Source organism: Heyndrickxia camelliae, from assembly GCF_002844575.1.
Classification (GTDB): Bacteria; Bacillota; Bacilli; order Bacillales; family Bacillaceae_C; genus Margalitia; species Margalitia camelliae.
Window position 1 is genome coordinate 1 of record NZ_PIQO01000031.1, and the last position, 25,341, is coordinate 25,341.

At 37.1% G+C, this 25,341-nt stretch carries 24 protein-coding genes, 1 tRNA gene and 1 pseudogene; 3 read left to right on the forward strand and 23 right to left on the reverse strand.

Annotated elements, in window-relative coordinates:
• The 13 genes and pseudogenes from CWO92_RS23070 to groES form a co-directional block, all read right to left on the reverse strand.
• Window positions 1-364: pseudogene (locus tag CWO92_RS23070) on the reverse strand (glycohydrolase toxin TNT-related protein); the annotation flags it as partial.
• Between the two features lie 4 nt (window positions 365-368).
• On the reverse strand, window positions 369-701 hold the full coding sequence (locus CWO92_RS23075; protein WP_101356546.1) for a hypothetical protein: 333 nt from the start codon (window positions 699-701) through the stop codon (window positions 369-371).
• Window positions 694-1,401 carry a DUF5081 family protein gene (locus CWO92_RS23080; protein ID WP_101356547.1) on the reverse strand — a complete coding sequence of 236 codons (708 nt, stop codon included), beginning with the start codon at window positions 1,399-1,401 and terminating at the stop codon, window positions 694-696. Before CWO92_RS23080 ends, CWO92_RS23075 begins: the two co-directional genes overlap by 8 nt.
• Complete coding sequence (locus CWO92_RS23085) at window positions 1,401-1,700, reverse strand: WXG100 family type VII secretion target (protein ID WP_101356548.1); 300 nt, start codon at window positions 1,698-1,700, stop codon at window positions 1,401-1,403. Before CWO92_RS23085 ends, CWO92_RS23080 begins: the two co-directional genes overlap by 1 nt.
• Window positions 1,687-2,085, reverse strand: coding sequence for a chorismate synthase (locus CWO92_RS23090; RefSeq protein ID WP_101356549.1), 399 nt, complete (start codon window positions 2,083-2,085; stop codon window positions 1,687-1,689). The genes CWO92_RS23085 and CWO92_RS23090 overlap by 14 nt, the downstream gene beginning before the upstream one ends.
• Window positions 2,072-6,586, reverse strand: a complete 4,515-nt coding sequence (gene essC / locus CWO92_RS23095; protein WP_101356550.1) for a type VII secretion protein EssC — start codon at window positions 6,584-6,586, stop codon at window positions 2,072-2,074. Before essC ends, CWO92_RS23090 begins: the two co-directional genes overlap by 14 nt.
• 67 nt (window positions 6,587-6,653) lie before the next feature.
• Window positions 6,654-8,009, reverse strand: a complete 1,356-nt coding sequence (essB, locus tag CWO92_RS23100; protein ID WP_101356551.1) for a type VII secretion protein EssB — start codon at window positions 8,007-8,009, stop codon at window positions 6,654-6,656.
• 98 nt (window positions 8,010-8,107) lie between these two features.
• Window positions 8,108-8,359 (reverse strand): EsaB/YukD family protein, encoded by a 252-nt coding sequence (locus tag CWO92_RS23105; RefSeq protein ID WP_101356552.1) that lies wholly within the window; start codon window positions 8,357-8,359, stop codon window positions 8,108-8,110.
• A 17-nt stretch (window positions 8,360-8,376) separates the two neighbouring features.
• Window positions 8,377-8,892, reverse strand: coding sequence for a type VII secretion protein EssA (essA, locus tag CWO92_RS23110; RefSeq protein WP_101356553.1), 516 nt, complete (start codon window positions 8,890-8,892; stop codon window positions 8,377-8,379).
• Window positions 8,867-12,385 (reverse strand): type VII secretion protein EsaA, encoded by a 3,519-nt coding sequence (gene esaA, locus CWO92_RS26410; RefSeq protein ID WP_101356554.1) that lies wholly within the window; start codon window positions 12,383-12,385, stop codon window positions 8,867-8,869. Before esaA ends, essA begins: the two co-directional genes overlap by 26 nt.
• Window positions 12,386-12,586: 201 nt before the next feature.
• Window positions 12,587-12,883: a WXG100 family type VII secretion target gene (locus CWO92_RS23120; protein WP_101356555.1), complete on the reverse strand. Its 297-nt coding sequence runs from the start codon at window positions 12,881-12,883 to the stop codon at window positions 12,587-12,589.
• 466 nt (window positions 12,884-13,349) lie between these two features.
• Window positions 13,350-14,984 (reverse strand): chaperonin GroEL, encoded by a 1,635-nt coding sequence (groL, locus tag CWO92_RS23125; RefSeq protein ID WP_101356556.1) that lies wholly within the window; start codon window positions 14,982-14,984, stop codon window positions 13,350-13,352.
• A gap of 228 nt (window positions 14,985-15,212) precedes the next feature.
• Window positions 15,213-15,497 carry a co-chaperone GroES gene (gene groES, locus CWO92_RS23130; RefSeq protein ID WP_055741323.1) on the reverse strand — a complete coding sequence of 95 codons (285 nt, stop codon included), beginning with the start codon at window positions 15,495-15,497 and terminating at the stop codon, window positions 15,213-15,215.
• 333 nt (window positions 15,498-15,830) lie between these two features.
• On the opposite strand from groES, the gene CWO92_RS23135 reads away from it, so the two are divergent.
• Window positions 15,831-16,574: a CPBP family intramembrane glutamic endopeptidase gene (locus CWO92_RS23135; protein WP_101356557.1), complete on the forward strand. Its 744-nt coding sequence runs from the start codon at window positions 15,831-15,833 to the stop codon at window positions 16,572-16,574.
• The gene (locus CWO92_RS23140) at window positions 16,571-16,765 is read left to right on the forward strand and encodes a YdiK family protein (protein WP_101356558.1); all 195 of its coding nucleotides are present in this window, start codon (window positions 16,571-16,573) and stop codon (window positions 16,763-16,765) included. The genes CWO92_RS23135 and CWO92_RS23140 overlap by 4 nt, the downstream gene beginning before the upstream one ends.
• Window positions 16,766-16,816: 51 nt before the next feature.
• Here the strand turns inward: CWO92_RS23140 and tatC are convergent, their stop codons facing one another.
• The 4 genes from tatC to moaC form a co-directional block, all read right to left on the reverse strand.
• The gene (gene tatC, locus CWO92_RS23145) at window positions 16,817-17,578 is read right to left on the reverse strand and encodes a twin-arginine translocase subunit TatC (protein ID WP_101356559.1); all 762 of its coding nucleotides are present in this window, start codon (window positions 17,576-17,578) and stop codon (window positions 16,817-16,819) included.
• A 150-nt stretch (window positions 17,579-17,728) separates the two neighbouring features.
• Window positions 17,729-17,968 (reverse strand): twin-arginine translocase TatA/TatE family subunit, encoded by a 240-nt coding sequence (locus CWO92_RS23150; RefSeq protein WP_101356560.1) that lies wholly within the window; start codon window positions 17,966-17,968, stop codon window positions 17,729-17,731.
• Window positions 17,969-18,023: 55 nt separating this feature from the next.
• On the reverse strand, window positions 18,024-18,692 hold the full coding sequence (locus CWO92_RS23155; RefSeq protein ID WP_101356561.1) for a redox-sensing transcriptional repressor Rex: 669 nt from the start codon (window positions 18,690-18,692) through the stop codon (window positions 18,024-18,026).
• Window positions 18,685-19,215: a cyclic pyranopterin monophosphate synthase MoaC gene (moaC, locus tag CWO92_RS23160; RefSeq protein WP_101356562.1), complete on the reverse strand. Its 531-nt coding sequence runs from the start codon at window positions 19,213-19,215 to the stop codon at window positions 18,685-18,687. The genes CWO92_RS23155 and moaC overlap by 8 nt, the downstream gene beginning before the upstream one ends.
• A 166-nt stretch (window positions 19,216-19,381) precedes the next feature.
• On the opposite strand from moaC, the gene CWO92_RS23165 reads away from it, so the two are divergent.
• Entirely contained in the window at window positions 19,382-21,313 is a 1,932-nt protein-coding gene (locus CWO92_RS23165) for an ABC-F family ATP-binding cassette domain-containing protein (protein ID WP_101356563.1), read from the forward strand.
• A 487-nt stretch (window positions 21,314-21,800) separates the two neighbouring features.
• Here the strand turns inward: CWO92_RS23165 and tsaD are convergent, their stop codons facing one another.
• The 6 genes from tsaD to CWO92_RS23195 form a co-directional block, all read right to left on the reverse strand.
• On the reverse strand, window positions 21,801-22,820 hold the full coding sequence (tsaD, locus tag CWO92_RS23170; RefSeq protein WP_101356564.1) for a tRNA (adenosine(37)-N6)-threonylcarbamoyltransferase complex transferase subunit TsaD: 1,020 nt from the start codon (window positions 22,818-22,820) through the stop codon (window positions 21,801-21,803).
• Complete coding sequence (rimI, locus tag CWO92_RS23175) at window positions 22,820-23,266, reverse strand: ribosomal protein S18-alanine N-acetyltransferase (RefSeq protein WP_101356568.1); 447 nt, start codon at window positions 23,264-23,266, stop codon at window positions 22,820-22,822. The genes tsaD and rimI overlap by 1 nt, the downstream gene beginning before the upstream one ends.
• 7 nt (window positions 23,267-23,273) lie before the next feature.
• Complete coding sequence (gene tsaB / locus CWO92_RS23180) at window positions 23,274-23,981, reverse strand: tRNA (adenosine(37)-N6)-threonylcarbamoyltransferase complex dimerization subunit type 1 TsaB (protein ID WP_101356565.1); 708 nt, start codon at window positions 23,979-23,981, stop codon at window positions 23,274-23,276.
• Complete coding sequence (tsaE, locus tag CWO92_RS23185) at window positions 23,981-24,433, reverse strand: tRNA (adenosine(37)-N6)-threonylcarbamoyltransferase complex ATPase subunit type 1 TsaE (RefSeq protein WP_101356566.1); 453 nt, start codon at window positions 24,431-24,433, stop codon at window positions 23,981-23,983. Before tsaE ends, tsaB begins: the two co-directional genes overlap by 1 nt.
• A gap of 211 nt (window positions 24,434-24,644) precedes the next feature.
• Window positions 24,645-25,133 (reverse strand): GNAT family N-acetyltransferase, encoded by a 489-nt coding sequence (locus CWO92_RS23190; protein WP_101356567.1) that lies wholly within the window; start codon window positions 25,131-25,133, stop codon window positions 24,645-24,647.
• Window positions 25,134-25,209: 76 nt separating this feature from the next.
• Window positions 25,210-25,283 (reverse strand) — tRNA-Met (locus CWO92_RS23195).
• Between the last annotated feature and the right edge of the window lie 58 nt (window positions 25,284-25,341).

The following is a 25,341-nucleotide window of genomic DNA, read 5'->3' on the forward strand; positions in this document are numbered from 1 at the left end:
TTCGGTTTTTCGTGGTGTATTTGGAGATAGTTGCATCTCTCATCGTCTCTACAAATGCATCGATTTCTTCATAGAAGGGGTGGTCGATTCGGCGATCGACGATGTCCCCGACTTTTCCCGTAAAGGAATGGAGCACTTCAAAGTCTTCATACAATCCTTGGTATTTACTCTTTTGACTTGTGTGATGAAAGGAAATCACTCCATCACTGTCATATTTCGCGATATCGGACTCTGCATCCTCTAAATTATCACTCAAATCCTTTAGGTCATCGATCATGCCTTTGCCCCAACGGCCAAGACCAATTAAATCACCGATGCCGTCTCTCATCTTTTCCCAGTCAGAAGGGACGTATTTGACATCCAAGGGGTTACACCCCCAATTTTGCGATGATTTGTTCCGCTATCGTCTGGTCTGTTTGTATCATCTTAATTAGAATATCGTAAACCAAGCTACTTGCCCGTTCATAATTTTCTACTAGATCCAGAATCTTTTCGTTTGCTTTAGGATAAACCTCCATCGCTTTCTTCGCTTTTCCGGCTGTATAATACTCAAGGTTTCCAAACTTTTCAATATTCGGGACAGCGTTTTGCTGTAGTTCTTCCGAAATTTTTTTCAAGTATTGTATGATGGTTGTTAGTTCATCAGGATCCATACTAATTAGTACGCCTGAGCCGCCATCACCTGCTAATTCCCTAAGCATATGACTTCTCCTCCTTATAAGGGAAATCCATCTCATCAAAGAGTAGTTTTAAAAACCAATATTGACTAGCATGGTAGTACTTCTTATGGATGGTATCGACCATCATGAGCTTTTCGTCTTTCGTAAAAATCAGCCATTGCTGATAATAATTTGAGTTAAGTTCGTTTCTTGGTTCTTCCTTTAAATGAAAGAATTCAAGATTCATAAACATATCTTCCGGCTCGTAAATCTCTGTCTCTCTTCTTTCCTGATTGGAAAGTTCTTCTTTCAAGAATGTCTTTTCCTTATCAGCAGGCTCTCTTGAAATCAGAGGAAACTTTTCTCTCAGCACTGTTAGGATTAATGCTTTTGACATGACACGTAATTGATAATGATGTTGTTCCTCCAGCTCAACCAAAACAATGACCTCATCGTTATCTTGTTCACGAAAGGCAAACATCAAATTATTAATACGGACATATTTTTCGCTTTGATGGTAGTACTCGACAGCCTTTATAACCATAGCTCCGCCTTTTGTGATCTTCCCATCTGCTGTAATAATTTCCTTTTCTATTAACCGCTCGTGTGCTTCTTTAAATACTTCCTCACCACGCAGCTGATAAATTTGTTTCTCAGGTAACCCAAACAGAACATTACCGCCAAAGGCGGCAGCTAACAAATAAAGCTCAGGGACTGTAAAGGTATCTGTTGATTTTTTCATTATAGATTCCTCACTTCCCGTACCGAAGAATCTTGGCTGAAGTCACCAATATTTCGATCTAAATGATTTAAAGCCTTCGTCTGTTTAGATACTGCTTTGTTTATATCTTTATGATACGGACGAATAATTTCCAAATAAGATAAAAAGGTATCCCTTGCTTTTCCGCTCCATTTGGCTGAGTTTACGTAGGAAATCAATTGTTCACAGGTATCGTAGGCTTTTTCCAAAGACTCTTCTAACGCTTTCGCTGCAGCTTGCGCCTCATGTAGCTTATCGCCATAAATCCTAACGTTTCCCATTTAATCGCTCCATTCTCTCTTTTAGTTCCTTTTCTTCTTTCGCTTTTCTTTCAGCCTCTTCCTTAATCACCAGGTTTTTATAATAAATATATCTTTCATATGCCTTGTTTTTAGCAGAAACCAGTGCAGACCGTTTATCTTTATCAGCATCAAAATATCGAATTAGTTTATCATCCAATTCCTCCCTCTTTGTATCAAAGTCATTAGACGGAATTTTCGTGTTTGAAAGATTAGGAATCGTACTGATATAAGAGTGATAGGCAGATTCTGCGTCCGATACCTTCCGATCGTGTTCATTAATGGCATCACTTAGTTTTTCATAAAGCTTATGATACTCATCCCTTTTTATTTCGGAACCGGTTTTAAACCAATCAAACAATGACATTCTCGTTCACTTCCTCTCGAATATAAGTTGGAGCGACAATCTTAATTTTTTCAGCTTTACCTTGTTTAATGTAGTAAGCTTCATAGCGACCTAAGATTTTCTCTTTATATGGTCGGTTGGTGACATCCAAAATGTTCTGATCCGTAATTCTACCAATCAATACTCCCGTTTTTTGCTTCTTCACACTCATGGCAATATCATCATATTGTCTATCAATGGCACTGTGCAGAGCACCAATGACAAAATGTATGCTGACTCTATACCCTGTATCTATTAATTTGGCTAAAGTTGATTGAGCTGACATGGACATTTCTTCTATCACAAATGATGCATCTGTAATCAATACAATCATTGGTCGAATTTCATTAGCTCCACTTTGGGTATGTCTTAACGCATCCTCTCTTGTCTCAAATAATTGATGGAGTGTTTCTATTAAAATATCCATAGAAGCTGAGTTATCCGCATAGATATTCACATTTTCCTTATATTCTCTGAATGAAGAAGAGGCGTTATCGATCATAGCGACATCAATATGTTCGTTAAATGAAATACCCGCTAAGATGGTTAAATAGGTTTGTTCGATTGTTTCTATAACATCACCAAGCACTAACGTATTGAGGTCTTTTACAACACTCAATTCCAGCGGTTCAACTTCTTCATAGTCGACTGCAAATGGAATTCCGCCTCTGTTTAATATCTGTCTTGTCTCAGGTCTATTAATAAATTGGGAGAATTCAACTTTCTCAGGAACCATTGGTATTGAAGAAGGTAATTTCCCTTTCCATGCACTTCGCATTGCTTTAGATTCCTCTTGAATGCCATTGATCATCTCTAATGTATCGTTCCCTTTCACTGGCAGAGCTGTTTGGAAAACAGTCGGTTGTTCTAATTTAATCAAACCTCTTCCAGGTACTTCCTCAATAGTTAGAGATGTTCTTCCTACAATGTTTCTTGGTTCCATCTCATCGATCATATACAAGGATATTTGGTGTTTTATATTTGTGAGTAAGGAAGATCTTAACGCATTTTGGCGGCTAGCACTTATGACTAAATGAATACCAACACCGACACCCTCTCTTGCTATTTGTGCCATTATTTTCTCCATATCCTCTTTGTAGCTCGCGTCAGCAATAGAGTCCATTGTATCGATGATTAAGAGAATAGTAGGAACTTCTTCTCCGCTCGCCTGCTCATACATTTGTATATTAGCCACACCATATCTACTTAACTTTTGCTTCTTGTCTTTCAATTCGTTTCCCAAACGTCGGAATAGCTTCCCTAGTTTGATTTCCTCATCTACCATGATGGTATCTGCTACATGTGGTAAATCCTTTAATGGCAATAAACCATTTGTTCCCAAATCAATCAAATACATATGCACTCGTTCAGGACTATGCTCTCTGGCTACACCCATTGCAACCGTTTGTAGGAAGGTTGATTTTCCATAACCCGGGCTAGAATATACGGCTATATGTCCATCCTTTGTAAGATTCACCCTTAACGTATCCTGTGCCTGCATTTCCGGTAGATCTAATAAACCAATTGTCACCTCTAACGGTTTCTTTTCGCTAAACCATGATTCTTGATAATGGACTTCATGCAATTCTTGAAGAAAAATACGCTCTTCCAGCGGTGGCAGCCATGGTCTTGGCAGCTCCGCAATCTTGTTTTCTTTTGTATAGAATTGTATATAATTCACAAGTGCTTCCAATTCAGTTGGAACCTTTGAAATATCCTTCTTTTTCCCAAGCCCGCTCAAATCCTCGGAGATGATGTCATATTGACCCAGATCATTTATGGTGTAAATAGTTGTGTCCATCAAATCCTGGTCATTTTTATCCGGAATATAATCGGCTCCACTCCAAGCACTTTGGAATAATTCATATATTTCATTATTTCCAACCTGCAAATAGGCACGGCCTGGTAATGTAATTTCTGCTGCGTCCGGTGTTTTTAAGATTTCAGTAGAATCGCTCGCATTTTGAACCTTTAATGCAAGCTTAAATTTCGAATTCGACCAGATTTGGTCATCCACGACACCACTTGGCTTTTGCGTGGCTAAAATGAGATGAATTCCAAGCGAACGACCAATTCGGGCTGTGGAAACTAGCTCCTTCATAAACTCGGGCTGTTCTGATTTCAATTCGGCAAACTCATCCGATATTAAAAACAAATGCGGCATCGGTTCATTCACCTCACCCGATTTATATAGCTTCTGATATTGATTAATATGGTTAACATCATGCTCCCCAAATACACGTTGGCGTTTTCTCAATTCGGCTTTTATAGAGGCTAGCGCCCTCATTGACTGTGCACCGTCTAGGTTCGTAATCGCCCCTAATAAATGAGGAAGGTTCTTAAATAGATTCGCCATTCCCCCACCCTTATAATCGATCAAAAGAAAAGCGACTTCATGTGGATGGAAATTGACCGCCAAGGACAAGATATAGGACTGAATAATTTCCGACTTACCTGAACCCGTGGTACCGGCTACTAAGCCATGCGGTCCATGTGCCTTTTCATGAAGATTGAGATTGACAATATCGTCTTTTCCACGTAAACCAAGTGGTACCGCCAGACTTTTATACGTTTCATTTTGCTTCCAACGCTGCGGGATACCAAGGTCCTCTACTTTTTCCACCCCGTATAACTCTAGGAAGGTGACCCTTTCAGGAATAGAGTTTTTCAAGTTTTGTAAATGATTTAAAGGTGCCAAAGCTCGTGAAACATCTTCCTTTATAAACCCTTCTGGAAAATGATCAGGAATAAATCCTCGATTAACTAATTCTCCTTCCTCAAGGATAATATATCCATGTTGAGCATCCCGAATATCAATAACGGTTTTTACATGTTCTGGGAGCGACTGCATTACATCTTGGACAAAAATGACTGAAACACCCAATTCACTTGGGTCTTCATTAAAATATTCCATTACGGAATGATCTAATATCATTTTTTCATCGGTTATTAAAATGACATAGTGTGGAGAGAAATAAAGCTTTTCACTTTTATTACTGCGTTCCTCTACTGCGTGTTTACGTTGCTTTAATATTTGATAAAGGGAATTTAAGACTTGATCACGCGATCGTTCATGATATACAAAGCCCCGAACATTTATGTCCCTCAGGCTTGCATGTGGGAGCCAGCGCATCCATTCCCATTTTTCTTTTTCCTCTATAGGGAAGATGGTGACAAATTGTACATCATGATAACTTTGAAATAAACTGGCTTGCATGACTAACAGCTGTAGTTGCTCGACTACCAAATGACGCTGACCAATATACCCTACAGGACCCTTGGTTAGAGAAGTGACAATAGGAACATCATCCAATGTAAGATACATAGAACGAAGGTCTCGTGCAGCATCGACAAGTTCATCTTTAACTTGTGTAAACTCCTCCATGCTCAGTTCAATCTGGAAACTTGAATTAACCTTTCCTAAGCCAACCCTATACATAAGGAAGTCATGATGAAATATTGTTTTTTCAAAAATGCGGGGATCAATCTTTTGTGCCATCTCACGAATTTGTTCTATAGAAGGATAGTGATAAAGTAATGCATGGCGCTGCTCTTCACTTGCTTGATATAATTCATGTGATTTTTGCTTTAAGTAATCACGATAGCTTTGTTCTCGCTCTTTTGTATCGATTCGATATTGCTTTAAATTTTTCAAATAGGATGTGACGGAAAATATGATTGTCGTTACCGTCATCGCCAACATAATCAGAATATAAAATCCGTTCGGGTGAAAAATTGACATGATGACCATGCCGACAATCATGACTAGTGGCGGAATAATCGTGCGTGCAATTTGTTCGCTCGGTTTAGCCGGCTTGGTAGATGGCTTAGCAATCTTCTTCTTATCCTCTGGTTCACGGTAAATAATACGAGGAGACCGATGATAATCAGGATAGTCAGCTCCGTATCCATCATTTTCTATGTATAGTTCAACTAGATTTACTGATTGCAGGTTACCAAAATCAAGTAATTCGATAGCGTCCTTCCCGATTTTAATCATAATTCCATCAATGAAAAGCTGATCACCTGGTTCAAGAAGACAGGCACCCGATGAAGAAACGAAGTTATGATAGACCGGACCATTGTTCACTTCTAGTCTAAATGGATCCTCCATTTTTTCACGGATTAAAACAAGGTCAGAGGAAGTGTTTTTTACAAATACATCATCATATTCCCTTGAACCAATTGTTAGACTGTATTTTCCTGATGTATCATACATATGCCATTTACTATCATCGATTAAATAAAGGTGTAATGGACGATTTCCCTCCTTTATTGTTACATGCTCATTCATCCGCAGCGACTGCTCACCAATTTTACATTCCTCACCCGTCCACTCGATGGATAACGAAATATTTATATCGAGAAATGTTACGGTATCAGACCAGTCATTTCCGACCGTAATCTTTTTCAAGTCATCGGTCGCTAAGTGGCATTTATGTAATTGGTCACCATAGCTTAGCAGTAATAATCGTTGTGCCATCTTTCTCTTCCTCTCTTTAGCAATAAACAAGTACATCTACTTTGTACTCTTTCTCTGCATATCAAAACTACTTCTTATTGTCTGTTTTCTTCTGATTATCCGCTTTTCCGTTAGTATCCTGGTTTTTTATTGTTTCTTGAGCAGCATCTTTTTGATTGTTTTCATTAGTATTTGCATTTGTTGATTCTTGGTTTCCTGTTTCATTAGATTGACTTGCATCTTGAATATTTGTAGTGGAGTCTGGGTTTTCTGTTTCTGTTAATGACTTTAACCCGTATTTTTCCTTATAAGAATTATATTGGTCTAAGTATTTTTGTACTTTATTTTCGCGCTCTGTTCCTGTTAAATCTGGATTATTCTTCACCTTTTCTATTTGTTTAATAAATCCGTACATAATTAACTGGGGATCATCAAGGTATTTGGCAAGATCAACCGATCTTTCGAAATCACCGCGTCCATTATATATCCAATACAACAAATAATTGGGATCGCTTTTTATACTGACATTTTTTAATATGGCATCTTTTTGATCATCCGATAGCTTCTCAGATTTTATATAGGAGTACGCTAACACATACTTACCCGTATCTGGAATGTTCTCCGGTTTTTCTCCATCCAATTCAACAATTACCTGACTATAGTCTTGTGACAGAAAATCACGGTGGGCTTGCAATAAGTGTCCCTGAAAGGGGATTTTCACAAACCCGAAATACACAAGCGGAATTGCTAGAATAACAGAAAGAGCTATCAGACCAAAGGTTAACTGTTTATATAGGCGAAAGCGTTTCTTCGGTACAAATTGCATCTTTTTTTCTACTTCTTTTTTTTCTTTAAAATAACTCTTCTTTAATAAGTCAAGTAAAGTGTCAAAGTCAGCTGCCTCATTTACTTTTCTTTCGAATTCAGTATTTTTCGCATTATTTAAAGAGCCTAAATATAAATCATTGAAGCTGTGGCTTTTGGAAAATACAGCAATAATGAGACATTTATACTGATGCAAGAACTTCGCTTCATCTATATCAAAGGGAGGAACTAGGTCACGGATACCACGATATATTAAAGATGGCATTAGATTTTCATCGAAAACTAAATTGTCAGGGTGTAAAAAGAAGGTAATACGTGATGCTAAGATATTTTTTAATTTTCCAATATTGCAAAGCATTCGTAGTTGATCATGGCGTTCAAGCTTTTGAATGTCCTTCCACTTTCTCTTTCCTTCATCCATTTTGAATGAAAATGTAATTAAGTCCTCGCTATCTTTCACGGAGGCTGGTACGAAAAACTCTGTTCCTTCAGATATGAGAGCTAATTGCCGCACGTCTCTTACACGTGTTTGGGATTTAGGAAGCTGCAAGTGCCACATATCCTGTTCCACCGAAAACTTATATGTCATTGACTCTATTTGTATGATTTTTTCGTCCATGTTTTTTTTGACTCCTTTACTCGTAAACACTTCTAGAAGTGTCATAGAAACCATAAATTAAGAAATTTAAAGGTACAGCTTTAAGTTAAGCCCTTCCCCTATAAAACAATTAAAATGTCACCATTCGCAACCGCATAATCCGCTATGCGGTCATCATCCGTTAAGAGTAGCTCCTTAGATGGCACCTTGATTGCAAAAAGCTGTGCTTCACTTATGTCAAGATTTAAAGTTTCCACCAAATTAGCCAGTAATTGTTTGATTGGCTGATGAACAGGAATCCTTAGGTCATAGCAATCATATGACCATTTACTAAAATCGATGGTGACGTTAATATGCGTTTCACTAGGCATTACCTCATCTCCTTTAACTACTGCATTTTCCTCATCATGGCAAAAATTCCTCCACAGATGATAAGAACCAATCCGAAAAGGCTAGCCATTGCTTTTTTTCCCATCGAACTACTCCCCTCAGGAGTTTCATTATTATCTTGATTCACATCTGTGGCAGTCTGGACATTATAGTTAATTGGAAACAGGGTTTTCTTGGTATCCTTCATTGTTACATAATGATTATTAGGAGAAACAAAAAGCTTCTCCTCTACAGTCTTTGTGATGTTCTCAAGCGCTTTTTTTTTCGATTGAATCGCATCCCGAGTTTGTTCCTTGAACAAGTCGGGTGCGATTTTATCGAGTTCGGTTTCTTTATTATCTGTAGAATCCATTTTCTGTCTTTCCTCTTTGCTCTGACTAATTCGATCTGTCTTTAGACGTAAGTCCCCCGTGTGGTTCAGATCATTTGCAGCATAAGCGGGCATTGAAAGGAATGCGAGTAATCCAATAATAAGAATTACAGCCATACTATAGAGCTTGACTAATTTCTTCATCCTCGACCACCTCACTCCTTGAATAACCGTTTAAAACTAGCAAATGTCCAACAAGACTGATTAGAATGAGTCCAAACAGTACAAAAATGACCATTTGATTATCCGCTCCACCATCTGCAAATCCACCTACTAATTTTTCAATATATTGAAGAGGGGAATACTCTCGAATTTTATATGCAAGGGATAATTTATCAAAGTGAAGTCCAAGGGCTTCTGTAAAGAACAAATAAATGCTCATAATCACGAGTAAGATAAACATACCAGCCATCTTTAATTGTCTTAACAAATAAGTGGCCACTAAAAGCATCGCAACCATTACTAAGGTAATAAGGCCTATCCATAGGAAATACTTTTCCTGTGCAATTTCCAGAAAATATCCCGAAATGATACTAATCATTAATCCCTCTACAATGGCTATACCAGTTGTAATAATGGTCATTGGAAGATTACTCCATAACAGAGATTTCTCTTGTTCAAAAGTATCCTTTTGCAGTCGCTTTCGCTCATAATTTGAAAGAACATATGATGTAAATAAAGTAATGATAAAACAGATTAGTACGATGAAATAAGGCGTAAATACATCACTTGCCTTTGCCACTATCAACCCGCTATTCTTTGTCTGTACTGGGTTAGAAAGAAAATTAAAGAGATTTTCATTTGGTCTCTTTCCAATGCGGCTATTAGCTAATACACCCGCAAAATTCTTTGCAAAGTTTTGATCCTTCGTCACCTTATCTGTTAAATTGGTTGACAGATTATTTGCTTTCGTTACGAGCGTGGTTCCACTAATTTGAATGTCTCTTGCCTGCTGGTCAATAGCATCAAATGTATCGTAAACCTTATTTGCAGTATTTATATTATTTAGTGACTCTGTTGAGAGTGATTGACTAGCCATAAGCAATGATTTAAATTGATCGTCTAATGCAATCACTGCTGTTTGTTCATCATTTCCGTTTTGTAAAATGGTTGATTGTGAATCCTGTAGTTTGAGACTTTCGTCACGCCATAACGATAATTGCTTTAACATTTCTCCCAGACTGGTATTCAGCTGTAGAGCTTGAGATGTTGTCTGCTGAATCATTTGCGCCATCTGATCCGAGTTTTGTAATGCCTGATTAACTAATTGAGTGTAGTTATCTACTTTTGTTTTTAAGTCTTGTGTCTCTTTACGAACTTCTTCTACTGTTTGGTCAGCAATATAGTTTGCTAAAATATCCACTATATCCTGTTTATTAAATAAGTAATAGAGTGAATCTATACTCGCCAAATCTTTCAAACTCTTTTGACTTAGCATAGTGGTTAAGTTATTACTTGATAAATCCAGGCCAAAATATAAGGAATATAACATCAGCATTTTTTGATAGTCAGTTACCGTATCGCTGACCCCCTGAACAAGTTTCCCATTTAAGCCTGATCCAAGCGGTGACATGACTTGATGAGAGATTAAATTATTGACTACCTCTACAGGTTTAACAGGATCTGTGTTTGGATCACTGGGACTTCCGTCTGTCGGTGGCGTACTCCCTTCTCCTGGATTTTCGTCTGCCGGTGGTGTACCTCCGTCTCCTGGATTTTCGTCTGCCGGTAGTGTACTCCCATCTCCTGGACTTTCGCTTGCCAATAATGTCCCCCCATCTGTTGAACTTCCGTGTGCCGATGATGTACTCCCATCAGGACTTTCGTCTGCGGATGGTGTACCCCCATCTCCTGGACCTCCGTCTGCCGGTGGCGTACTCCCATCTCCTGGACCTCCGTCTGCCGGTGGCGTACTCCCATCTCCTGGATTTCCGTCTGTCGGTGGCGTACTCCCATCTCCTGGATCCTCAGGCGGCGGTGCCGGTGTATCAACATGGGTAACGTCCAGTTGTTTAAGTTGCCAGCTCCAATTTAATGGCTGGAATACATCAATCGAACGGTCAGAGTCTTTTAGATTCACTTTTACTTTTACGGAAAATGGACCTTTTTCATTCTTTGGCAATGTAATTTTGCCATCGTTATAGAGTGATTCAGTATAATCCCCTTGCTGACCATTTGGTAATGTCAATAACACCTGCTGTACCGTAAAATCATCTGGAATAGTAAGCGTAAATTCCTGACCATCCTTTTTATCCTCAGGAATAATAACAGTATCCTCAAGGTATACTCCTCCATTTGCGGTATCAGCCAATACATCTTTTAATTGGCGGATTATATCTGCTAGCGGTGTACTATTTTTATTACCATTTGGGATATAATTAAATTCATTATCAAACTGATTTGTTACTGCAATAACATTTTTTAGTTGAATAACAGTACTTGGCTGAAGCCCTATTTGGTCTATGTCCACCGGGTTTAAGGACGGCAACTTATCTATTTGATTCTTAATACTATTAAGAGCATTATCATTTGGCTTGGAGAAAAACTCATTTAAATAAACAAATTTTTCTGTTCCATTTGCTGTCTTAAGTTCCGCCCTAAGCTTCTCAGCAAGTGCCTTTTGCATATCTGCTGAAAGCCTGTTGACTATATCCGTATTCATGCTAGTAACTTTGTCTGACGTTGTTTTTAAAAATGACTGCATTGCTGCATATGAAGTTAGCATATTTGGAGAGCCATTGAGTTCATTTTGATAATAGTTATTAATCGCTTCATTGACCGCTACCAGATTATTGGTTTGTTGTACCACATCGCTGCTGTTTAGGTCTTCATCAAAATGAGTTAGCTGTTTTGAAAAATTATTTGATATAAGTGCATTTGCTTGCCTAATTTTTGCAAAATTGCTGAAATTAGATTGATAGGATTCGTTTATTTTTACGCCTTCGCCTAATCCCGTTTCAAAATCCTTTAATAGTCCCTGTAGACCCTTAAAGCTTTCCTTTAAGATATTTGTATTATCCTGGATTGCTCCGAACTGAGAGGTATAGTTCTCTAGTGGACGATGAACCGCATTATTATAAACACTTGTATAGGCCGTTTCCTTATTTACAAGTGTACTGATATTGTCTTGTGCATCCTGTAAATTCCCGATAACACTTGCAAAGTAAACATCAATGATACGGCGATTAAGATCCCCTAGAATGGAACTTGCTGTTTTCTCTGCTTCTGCTTTTAGGTTACTATTTCCGGAAGCATTAATTTTGTAATTTAATGTGACCTGTTCCGGATTTTTAGAGTCTAATGCAAGTGCCCTTTGGGTAAAATCATTGGGGATCACAATCATTAGATTATATACATTTCTCTTTAGCCCACTTTCGGCAACACCCCTGCTGACCACATACCAATCATGATTATTATCCTGCTCAATACTTTTAATAAATTGGTTACCAAATTGATAATTATTTCCCTTAAATTGTGCCCCCTCATCCTCATTTACCAAGGCACCCGCCATCTTCTGGGTATCATCACTGCTGCTTTTATTTTTAGTAGCCTGATTTAATCCCAGGTACGAAATACCTGCTGACAAAACAAGCACTAGCCCCAAAAACCATAATATTCCTCGTTCAAACTTTTTCATTTAACCAACTCCTGCAAGCTGTTAATATGTATAAATTTTTATTATTTCTAGCAAAATATAGATATGTTTGTATTGAAATATGGAGAGAATTACATGATGTACAAAAGCCACACAACAATTGTCGCGCGGCTTTCGCTCAGGAACAAAACCTAAATTAATATCTCTTTTCGAATGACTTTATTTAATAGTTATCGAGAAAGACTAATTTAGTCCGAAATTCTGTGATAATTCCTCATCTTGTCGAGCCACTGCATTTGCTGTAGCGACTAATTGATCATGGATTTGTTGCATCAAATCTGCAAAGTTTACTACTTTTGGTCTCAACTGTTCGAACTGATCATCAAATCTATTGAATGCCTTACCTTCCCACTCACCACGAAGTTCATTCTGTAAGCTTTGTAAATCTTTTAAAATGTGATTAATTTGATCAGAACTGTTTTTATAGCGTACAGCTTTTGATTTCAGTTCCTCCGGGGTCATACGTATTTGTCCTGACATTCTTCTCCACTCCTTAATTTTTGATTTAGCCCATAAAGGACGAATTTATCATCAAAAAATGATAACCAGTCTAGGTTTAACCTCCACATTATTTTGTGGAAGTATATTCCTATTAATTACTATTTACCATCTGATTACAACTAGGTCAAATGTACCTTTGGCCATGTCGAATTTTGTCTGGTACTTTATCACCAAAATAATCTCGAAACTAGGATTTTTTTTATAGGTCATAAGGAGGGTTTTCGTAATTTTAAATAAGATAAATAGATACATATTTTGGTAAAATATAGGTTGCTCTATTACAATTATTACAATTTATAGGTATATTTATCCATTTTCCACTCCAGGATTTCTCTTGATCCATTCGGATATTTTCGACAACAACTCCATTTTTTATATAACCAAAAATAAAAAATCCCCTTAGACAAATAGTCCAAGGGGATTTTCAAGCGCCGGTGGCTTGGGATTACATCATTCCCATGCCGCCCATGCCACCCATATCTGGCATTCCGGCACCAGCAGCACCAGCTGGTTCTGGTTTATCAGCAACAACTGCTTCAGTAGTTAATAACATAGCTGCAACAGATGCTGCGTTTTGAAGTGCAGAGCGTGTAACTTTAGTAGGGTCCACGATACCTGATTCAAACATATTTACCCATTCACCTGTAGCTGCATTGAAGCCAACGCCAATTTGTTCTTTCTTCAAGCGATCTACAACAACAGATCCTTCAAGGCCTGCATTGTGAGCAATCTGACGAACTGGCTCTTCTAGTGCACGAAGTACGATGTTAATACCTGTTGCAACATCACCTTCTGCAGAAATTTCAGCTACTTTATTGTATACATTCACAAGAGCTGTACCACCACCGGATACAAGACCTTCTTCAACCGCTGCACGAGTTGAGTTCAAAGCATCTTCAATGCGAAGTTTGCGTTCTTTCAATTCAGTTTCCGTTGCAGCACCAACTTTGATAACGGCAACTCCACCAGCTAGTTTAGCGAGGCGTTCTTGTAATTTTTCACGGTCAAATTCAGATGTAGTTTCATCTAATTGAACACGAATTTGATTTACACGTGAAGAAATTGCTTCTGGGTTTCCAGCACCTTCTACAATTGTTGTGTTTTCTTTTGTTACAACAACTTTAGCAGCACGACCAAGATCATTGATTGTTGCACCTTTTAGGTCAAGACCAAGATCTTCCGTAATTACTTGACCGCCAGTTAGAACAGCAATGTCTTCTAACATAGCTTTACGACGATCACCAAAACCAGGAGCTTTAACAGCTACTGCATTGAATGTACCGCGTAGTTTATTTACTACTAATGTAGCAAGTGCTTCACCTTCAACATCTTCTGCAACTAGAAGTAATGGTTTACCTTGTTGAACAACTTGCTCAAGTACTGGTAAAATTTCTTGAATGTTGGAGATTTTTTTATCAGTGATTAAGATATATGGATTTTCAAGAACTGCTTCCATTTTATCTGAATCAGTTACCATGTAAGGAGATGCATATCCACGATCAAACTGCATACCTTCTACTACATCTAACTCAGTAGAGAATCCTTTTGATTCTTCGATTGTAATAACACCATCGTTACCAACGCGTTCCATTGCTTCTGCAATTAAACGGCCAACTTCATCATCAGCAGCAGAAATAGCTGCAACTTGAGCGATGGACTCTTTTCCTTCGATTGGCTTTGAAATAGCATGAAGTTCTTCAATAGCAACTTGAACTGCTTTTTCCATACCTTTACGGATACCAACTGGGTTAGCACCAGCAGTTACGTTTTTCAAACCTTCACGAATCATTGCTTGAGCAAGTACAGTTGCAGTTGTAGTACCGTCACCTGCAACATCGTTTGTTTTGCTTGCAACTTCAGATACAAGTTTTGCACCCATGTTTTCAAACGCATCTTCTAATTCGATTTCTTTTGCAATAGTTACACCATCATTTGTGATAAGTGGGGACCCAAATTTTTTCTCAAGAACTACGTTACGTCCTTTTGGTCCTAAAGTAACTTTTACAGCGTCTGCTAATTTATCAACACCGCGAAGCATTGCACGACGTGCTTCTTCACTAAATTTAATTTCTTTTGCCATCCTAAACAACCTCCTCGTCATTTAAGGCTCTTTTCTTAAACTTTGCGCTTTTGTAAAAGAAATCTTATAGATTTCTCATTTCGGGTTAGAAATCGATTCTATTTTAAGAAAAGATGCCCAAAATTAGTCTAATTAAAGATTTTATACAAATTACGAAAGCCGATAATTTATACGAAAACAGCCTTCTTTTAAAATGTTGCTTAATCTATCCTGTATGTTGTTCATTCATTAACCAATAACAGCTAAGATGTCACTTTCACGAAGAATTAAATATTCATTACCTTGGTATTTCACTTCTGTACCAGCATATTTTGAGAAGATGATACGATCGCCTTCTGATACCTCAAGTGCAACACGCTCACCGCTATCTAAAACACGTCCAGTACCTACAGCGACAACCTTGCCTTCTTGTGGCTTTTCTTTTGCAGAGTCAGGTAATACAATACCGCTCGCAGTTTTTTCCTCTGTTTCTACTAGCTCAATTACGACGCGATCACCTAGTGGTTTTAACAAGTGAAACGACCTCCTTGAATTTTAATATGTAAGTTATTTTGTATTATTAGCACTCATCATCGTAGAGTGCTAACACAATTATTATAATAAATAATTAAATACAAATTTGCAAGCATTGTATATTATTTTTTTTATAAAGTAAAAGTGCGCACTGTAATATTCATATCCAATCCCATTCATTGTATTCATATTTACCCATCTTTCATTCATAAAATATATTTAAGTAATGATGAAAAAACAGATAATACCATGTAATGGTATTTTGTTGAATACAACCAGTATCAATAGTAGAATGAACATATGCTATTATAGGTTAGGAAGGAATTTACTACATTGAAAAAAGAATATGGCTATATATTAATTACCTATATTGTGATGCAGCTATCAGGAATGATTGGTGTGCCACTTGTTCTCATGATCGGTATCAAGGCCTTTCATATTCCATATAATAAAATGAAAATGCTGGCATCTCCGTACTGGATTGTCATAAGCTTCATTGTCGCTCTAATCATCGTTCTTTTGATTTTGAAAAAGGCAGAATATAATAGAAGGGATGAAAGGACAACCCCGCTTCCTTTAGGAAAATCTTTAGGTTGGGCTCTAGGCGGTATTTTCCTTGCGTTCTTCGCACAATATATTGCTGCCATCATTGAACAGATGATTGGGGTTAAAGTGGAGTCCGAAAATACACAAAGAATCATTCAATTGATTGAAACGTTTCCATTAGTTGTTTTTGTAAGTTCAATTATTGGTCCGATTCTAGAAGAAATTGTATTTCGAAAAATCATCTTTGGAACATTAAATAGACGTTTTTCTTTCTTTTTTTCTGCTGTTATCAGTTCCATTATTTTTGGATTAGCTCATTTAGAGCCAGTTCACCTTCTTTTGTATACTGCTATGGGCTTTACATTCGCGTTTCTGTATTACAAAACAAAGAGAATTATCGTCTCCATTATTGCTCACATAATGATGAATACCATTGTGGTCATCGTACAAATTGTAAATCGCGAACATATACAAAAGATCATGGAGAATTATGACAAAGTACAGAGCTTTATTGGAGGATTTTTTGGATGAGAGCTATTTTTTCAGGCATTGTTTATTGCCTATTAGGAGTATTATTTACATACATGGCTACGCAAAGAGTTGCTCTTAGCGGATGGGGACCATTTACTTATATCCTCATATTATTAGCAACTTTAGATTTTGGAGCAGGGATTCGATTAATCTTGCTTTATTTTAAAATTACTAGCCGAAACAATAAATAAACCTTCCCATAGAGGAAGGTTTTTTTCGTTTAAAGAATAATACCTTATTTGTTAGTCCATTTGCTTTTGGCTTTCTAATTCAAGCTGTGCTTCTGCCGCTTGCACCTTTCGATAGCCAATTTTGGAAATCCAAATACTAATCTCATATAAAATAACAAGCGGTATTCCCACTGTAATTTGGGACATGACATCTGGCGGTGTAATAAAAGCAGAAACTACTACAATAACAAAGAATGCGTATTTTCGTATTTTTGCCAGAAACATCGGAGTAATAATTCCCAATCTCGTTAAGAATAAAACCACTACCGGCAATTCAAATAAGAATCCAAATGGAAGAGTTATCTGAAATAGGAACTGGAAATATTCATTTATCCCAATCACCGCATGAATATCCATTTGATTTGACAGTTTCAGCATAAAATTGATAATAAGCGGGAAAAGGATGAAATAGGAAAAGGCAAGTCCACCAATAAATAAAAGTATTGTAACTGGTATATAGCTTAATGTAATCTTGCGTTCTTTTTCATATAAACCAGGACTGATAAATGCCCATAATTGATATAAAATGACTGGCAGGATCATTATGATGGCTAGGGATACGGTAACTTCCCAGTACACTTTGAAAGGATCTGTCAGACGAAAAGCATTCATCGTTAAATCTTTTGCTATCTCTGCATTTTGCAAATACCGTATAATCGGCTGCGAGATAAACATACTTATAATACAAGCTAAGATAAAGAAAACGACTATAACAAACAGCCGTTTTCTTAGCTCGGATATATGTTCAAATATCGTCATATCTTTTTGACTCATTTTCATTTCATCCTAACATCTACATGTATACTGATTTGCTATTTTACTGACTGAAAAATCCCAAAGCAGCTAGGGATAATTATAGGAGAATTCCTTTACTAAATAAAAGGGAAAACTTCATTCAAAGAAGCGTAGCAATTGAACTAAGCCTTATTTAACGTCCTCTTTTGTTATATCCACTTTTGTATCTTTAGCTGTCTCAGCCTTTGCAATATTAACGTTTGTATCTTTTACTGATTCATCATCATCTTCTGCCAAACCTTTTGTGGCATTTTTAAATTCACGTAATGTGCTCCCCACAGCTTTTCCTAATTGAGGCAACTTTTTCGGACCAAACACTAATAAAGCAACAATTACAATAAGTATGATACTGCCAATCCCTGGTCTCATCAGTGCCCACCTCCTTATATTGTTATCATAGCAGAAATCAATATTTCTTTTATTATCAATTTGTTTCGTCCTGTGAATTTTCCGTGTCATTTGGATAATGCTTTAAAAAATACACAAGTGCTTGTAGTTCAACAGCCAAATCGATATGATGCACTCTAATAGAACTCGGTACATTTAGTCTAGCCGGAGTAAAATTTAATATACCCTTTATGCTCGTCTCTAAGATGGAGTCCGTAATAGATTGGGCTACCTCAGCAGGTACTGTTAAAATAGCAATAGAGATATTCTCTTCTATTAAACGACTCTGCAGCTCCGATAAATCATAGATATGTACTTGTCCTATTTTTTTCCCCACTTTATTTTTATCTATATCAAAAGCTATTTCAATCTTAGTGTTATTATTTTTCAAAAAATTATAATTTAAAAATGCAGTACCTAAATTTCCAACACCGATTAAGGCAACTTTTGTAACTTCGTCTTGGTCAAGTGTCTTCCGGAAAAAGCTTAGTAAGTAGTTAACATTATATCCATACCCTTTTTTCCCAAGGGCGCCAAAATAGGAAAAATCCCTTCTAATTGTTGCCGAATCTACCTTGACCGCTTCACTTAGTTCCGCAGACGATACTCTCTGCTTACCTGCGTTATGCAAATTTTGGATAAAACGATAATAAAGAGGCAATCTTTTTGCTGTTGCCTGAGGTATTTTTAGCGTTTCTTCATTCATTGGATTTCCCCCAATTATGTTCCTTACCAGTATGCGAATCTGCCCTGTTATAATCCTTACTTGAAACCCCACCAGTTTTTTCCACTAAGTAAGTAGGGCCAATAACCATTCCTTTATCTATAGCTTTGCACATATCATACACTGTTAACGCCGTCATGGCCGCTGCGGTCAATGCCTCCATTTCTACCCCAGTGCTACCCTTTGTTTTCACTGTTGTACGTATGCAAAGCACATATTGATTTTCATTCTTTTCCCAAGAATACTCAATATTAATACCATTTAAAGGTATCGGGTGACACATAGGGATAATATCCCATGTTTTTTTAGCTGCCATTATACCAGCAACTTGAGCAACTGCTAACACGTCGCCTTTTTTAATTTTATTCTCATTAATATATTCATATATCTGTTCATTTACAATTATACTCGATTCTGCAATAGCTGTACGAACGGTTTCTGGTTTAGCGCTTACATCCACCATTTTTGCCCTGCCTTGCTCATTAAAATGAGTGAATCCTGACAATATTCATCCACCTCTTTTTTCCATCATACACTTTTTTGTTGTTCATGTCATCGTCTCATATGGAATGGTGAAAATTTAATTCTCTTTGTTTACCATCCTGTTCACGATTATTGCCGAAATATGCTGATATACGTTACACTTACATTAATAACTTGAGGTGATGAACATGATATTATTACAAGTTCAACAGCTATCAAAATATTTTGGTGCTGAACTTATTTTATCGAATATAAAATTAGAAATTCAAACAAAAAACCGAATTGCTCTAGTTGGCCGTAATGGTGCTGGAAAATCCACCTTACTAAAAATCATATCGGGGCAGATGTCTCATGACGAAGGTGAGATTATCAAACCAAAAGATGTATCTATTGGTTACTTGGCACAAAATACTGGATTAGAATCAGAACTGTCCATTTGGGATGAGATGCTTACAGTGTTCCGCCATTTAAAAGATATGGAGGATAGACTCCGTTCAATGGAACAACAAATGTCTGATCCATCAATATATGAAAAGAATGAGTTGTATCAAAAGATTCTTAAAGAGTACGATGAACTTCAGATACGTTTCAAAGATTCAGGAGGTTACCAGTACGAAGCAGATATTCGCTCTGTACTGCACGGCTTGCGATTTGGCAATTATGATTACAATACTCTGATTAAAACATTAAGCGGAGGACAAAAAACAAGACTTGCCCTTGCAAAGCTTTTACTTACAAAGCCTGATATCTTGATATTAGACGAGCCTACTAACCACTTGGATATTGAAACATTATCCTGGTTAGAACAATACTTGCAAGGATATGAGGGTGCTATTCTAATTGTTTCCCATGACCGATATTTTCTAGATAAAGTGGTCAACCAAGTCTACGAGATGTCTCGTCATAAAATTCAAAAGTACCCTGGAAATTATAGTGATTATTTAGTGAAAAAAGCCGAACAATATGAACAAGAGATGAGGCAATATGAAAAACAGCAAGAGGAAGTAGCAAAGCTGCAAGACTTTATTCAGCGTAATCTTGCAAGAGCCTCTACAACTAAACGGGCGCAAAGCCGTCGAAAGAAACTAGAAAAAATGACCTTAATGGAGCGCCCAAATGGTGATGAAAAATCCGCCAATTTTTCCTTTGACATTGAACGTCAAAGCGGAAATGATGTTATGAATATTCGTGATGCTGCAATCGGCTACGATAACCAAGTGATCGCTAAGAACATTGAAATTTCAATTAAGAAAGGCGATAGCATTGCTCTGGTTGGCCCAAATGGAATTGGGAAGTCTACGCTTTTAAAGTCAATTATTAAAAAGCTTCCATTGTTTAAAGGAAACATTGAATATGGTTCCAATGTAACAATAGGATATTATGACCAGGAGCAAGCTGAACTTTCCTCCAATAAAACGGTTCTTCAAGAATTATGGGATGAATATCCTCTAAAAAGCGAAAAAGAAATTCGAACCGTACTAGGAAATTTTCTATTTTCCGGTGATGATGTAACCAAAATTGTATCTACCTTAAGCGGTGGAGAGAAGGCTCGTCTTGCCCTTTCAAAACTTATGCTTCTTAAGGCAAATTTACTCATACTGGATGAACCTACAAACCACTTAGACATTGATAGTAAGGAAGTTTTAGAAAATGCCTTAATCGATTATCCTGGTACCATCCTGTTTGTTTCACACGATCGTTATTTTATCAACAGAATCGCAACGAAGGTTATAGAGCTTTCCAAACAGGGAACAAAAGAATTTCTTGGTGACTATGATTACTATGTGGAAAAACAGCAAGAGATAGAGGAGCTACAAAAGCTTGAAGAACAAATGAAGCTTACACAAGCCTTACCTGAATCTTCTTCAAAGCAATCCTATCAAATAGACAAAGAAGCAAAAAAAGTAGAGAGACAGCGTAAAAGACGCCTGCAAGAGATAGAAGAAACTGTAGAGGCATTAGAAATAGAAGTTCAAGAAAAGGAAGCCTTATTAAGTAATCCCGAGGTTTATCAAGACCATGTACGTCTTGCACGTTTACATGAGGAAATAGAAGAAAAGAAGGAAATAGTGAATCAATTAATGGAAGAATGGTCTGAAATAGCAGAGCTCCTATTATGAGGCTGGGACATAAGTAGAAAAATCATTGAAATTGGTTAAATCTACGAAAGCAAAAACGCATGAAATCAAGATTTTTAAATTTGATTTCATGCGTTTTTTTGATTTTCACTGCGTTTTGTCCCAGCCTCATTTTTTTTACAAATATTTTCCCACAAACTTATGCACAGTATAATGCCTATTCTTTTCAGCAATATCTTAGGTTTTCCACATTATACACATTTATCAACAAAGTTATCCACTTTATACACAAGAAAACATATAGTTTATATTGATTTTATTCACATTCTAATAAAGTTATGCACATTTTATCCACAATATGTGCACAACAACACTTGTTCGACAAATTACTACTTTTTCTTTATTCCCATATGCTTGTGGATTATTTTATTATTTTTGTTATCCACAGACATAATATAAATAATAAATGTTACTATTCTCCACACATAAAAAGAGCATCCAGTTGTTTTCCACTGAATGCTCCTTATAATTAGAAATGTTCTATATCTAATCCTGGATTTGCATTTAAAGACAGATCGCTGCGCTTACCCCTTTCAAATAATACACTGCCGGCTGCTGCAATCATGGCTGCATTATCTGTACATAGGTTTAATGGAGGAATAACTAAATCAACATCCGGCATCTCATTAAATGCCTCTTCTAATGCTGTACGTAGCCCCTTATTAGCTGCAACCCCGCCAGATAATAGAACCTGTTTCACTTTATATTCTTTTACAGCACGTATTGTTTTTGTTACAAGAACATCAATAACACTCGCTTGAAAGCTTGCAGCTAAATCCTTTGAATCAATGGTTATCCCCTTTTGATTGGCATTGTGCAAGGTATTTATAACCGCTGATTTTAAGCCGCTAAAACTAAAATCGTAAGAATCTTCTTCCAACCATGCTCGCGGCAAATCGATGGTTGGTTTACCCTCATGTGCAAGACGGTCAATATGAGGACCTCCCGGATAAGGAAGATTCAATGTTCTAGCAACTTTGTCATAGGCTTCCCCCGCAGCATCGTCTCTTGTTTCACCTATTACTGTAAACTCTCCATGTTCCCTCATATAAACTAATTCTGTATGACCACCGGACACAACAAGTGATATTAATGGAAAAGTCATTTCTTTAATTAGTCTATTTGCATAAATATGACCTGCAATATGGTGAACATTCACCAGTGGAATGTTGTTTGTATAAGCAATTGCTTTCGCCGCATTCACGCCAACTAATAAGGCCCCAACTAGTCCGGGTCCCTCGGTTACTGCAATAGCATCTATCTCCGATAACGTAAGCCCAGCTTCCTTTAATGCTTCCTCTATTACAATTGTTATTTGTTCAACATGGTGCCTGGATGCGAGTTCAGGCACCACCCCGCCAAATCGTTTATGGCTTTCAATTTGAGAAGCGACAACATTCGATAGAATAATGGTTCCGTTTTTGATTACTGATGCTGCTGTTTCGTCACAACTTGTTTCAATTCCTAGTACGATAAGATCTTTTTCCATTATAATTTCACCCACATAACTAAAGCATCTTCATGATTATCTGTATAATAGCCTTTTCTTATGCCTCCGTCTTGGAAGCCAAGCTTTCTGTACAATGATTGTGCTATATTGTTTGTAACACGAACTTCTAAGGTCATTGAATAGGCTCGGTGCAGCCTCGCATACTCCATCATTTTTTTCATTAAGCTCTCCCCCAATTTTAACCCGCGATAATCAGGAGAAATAGCAATATTCGTGATATGAGCCTCGTCGATGACTATCCATACCCCGCAATAGCCAATAATATCGCCATTATGTTCTAAAACAAAATAATGAGCAAATTGGTTGTTAACAAATTCATTATAAAAAGCCTCCCGTGACCATGGAAGTGTGAATGACTCTAATTCTACCTTGAGAATCCCATCTAAATCATCCAAGTTTGCCTTGCGAAATGTAATATGTGACATGTTCTTCTCAATTCCTAACATCTTGGTTTTTCTGTGCCTCTAGCCACTTTGCTTCAGCTTCTACAAGCCTTATATAATTTGGTACGAAAGTATGAATATCCTCACCAGGAAGCTCCATTCCTAATAAGCCCAATTCACTTGGACGAGGATTATTTTCAGTTACTTCTGCAAAGACAGCAAGATCTCCCAATACATCTCTTAATACAGTTTGATGAAGTACAGCATCATTTCCAATAAACAGTACTTGTTTATTTAAGGCTTTCAATTCATCCGCCCAATTAGCTGCTAATATATTGCAGTCTTTTTTCACTGTTTCCAGTTTATTGTTATGATATCTATACAGGCCTGTATATAACTGTCCTCTTCTAGCATCAAATAATGGTGATAAATAACCATCGAAATAACGGCCAATCCCAGCCATTAATGCTAAGCTTGAAACGCCGACAATTGGGATATTTAAACTCCATGCCATCGATTTCGCAATAGTTACACCAATCCGTACCCCTGTATAGGAACCTGGTCCCTTTGCCACTACAATTTTCTCTAAATCTTTTGGCATAGTACCACAATCATGGAGTAAATGCTCAATAGCTGGCATTACTCTAATACTATGATTTTTTTTCAAATTTGTTATATACTCACCAATAACCTTTCCTTCCTCTAAAAGAGCAATACCAAGTACTTGGTTCGATGTATCAATTGCCAATATTTTCATTAAAATAACTCCTTACACAAAGACTCATAACGATGACCTTCTGGTTTAAATTCAAACTTTCTTATTTGATCACCTTGACGGGTAATCGTGACCTCTAAATACTCTGATGGGAGCTGCTCTTGGATCATCTTAGACCATTCAACAATGGTAACTCCTCCACCTTCAAAATATTCATCGAACCCGAGGTCCTCATAAGAATCTTGTAACCTATAAACATCCATGTGGTACAAGGGAAGCCTCCCATGATATTCTTTAATAAGAGTAAAAGTTGGACTACTGACTGTTCTTTTTATTCCAAGACCTGCAGCTATTCCTTTTGTAAAGGTAGTTTTTCCTGCCCCTAAGTCACCCTCTAATAATATCAAGTCATTTTCTTGCAGTAATGATGCAAATTTTTCAGCGAACCTAAATGTTTCTTCTGGTCCTTTAGAAATCCATTCATAAACCTGCATATTATTCTCCTCTTAAGTAGTTTCATTAGAAATAACGTTATAATTAAAGACCTATTTTTACAAGCGCCTAGTTATATAATCCATGCTATTAATTATACTGCTAGTTTACCTCAATACCGATAATTGAGCAAAGTATACAAGGACTTTACCATGAAATCATACTAAAACAAAATAAAAACTGTTGGGTATGACCCAACAGTAATACTATCTTTTATAACATAAGCTGATAAAAATGAACATCTTGCCATTGACCAAATTTATAACCCACTTCTTTAAAACAACCGATAAATTCAAAACCAAATTTTTTATGAAGCTTCACACTTGCTTCATTTCCACCGGTTATCCCACTAATAATACTATGATAACCATCTTTTCTCGCAAGTCTTACTATTTCTTGCATCAATTGTCCCCCAACGCCTTGCCCTCTGCACTCTGATGATATATATATCGAAAGCTCTGTTGAATACGAGTAGGCCTCTTTATCTCGAAATTTACTTAAACAACTATAACCTACAACTTTGCCTTCTAATTCAGCAACAATAAATGGATATTTGCCGCTGTGCTCCTCGTACCATTCCATACGTTGATCCATTGTTTGTTCTTCTAAATCAAATGTTGCAGTAAGATTTCGTATTGCTTCATTGTATATATCTAACATTGCGGATAAGTCTGTTATAGCAGCATCCCTAATATGAAGCATGAGTAAAGTCCTCCATAGCTTTTAAAATCGTTTAATAAATAAAAAAACGAAACCTAAAGTTTCGTTTTTTTTCTGATTGCGGGGGCAGGATTTGAACCTGCGACCTTCGGGTTATGAGCCCGACGAGCTACCGGACTGCTCCACCCCGCGACGATAAATTAATATACTTTTTATAAAGTAAGCCTGGCAACGTCCTACTCTTGCAGGG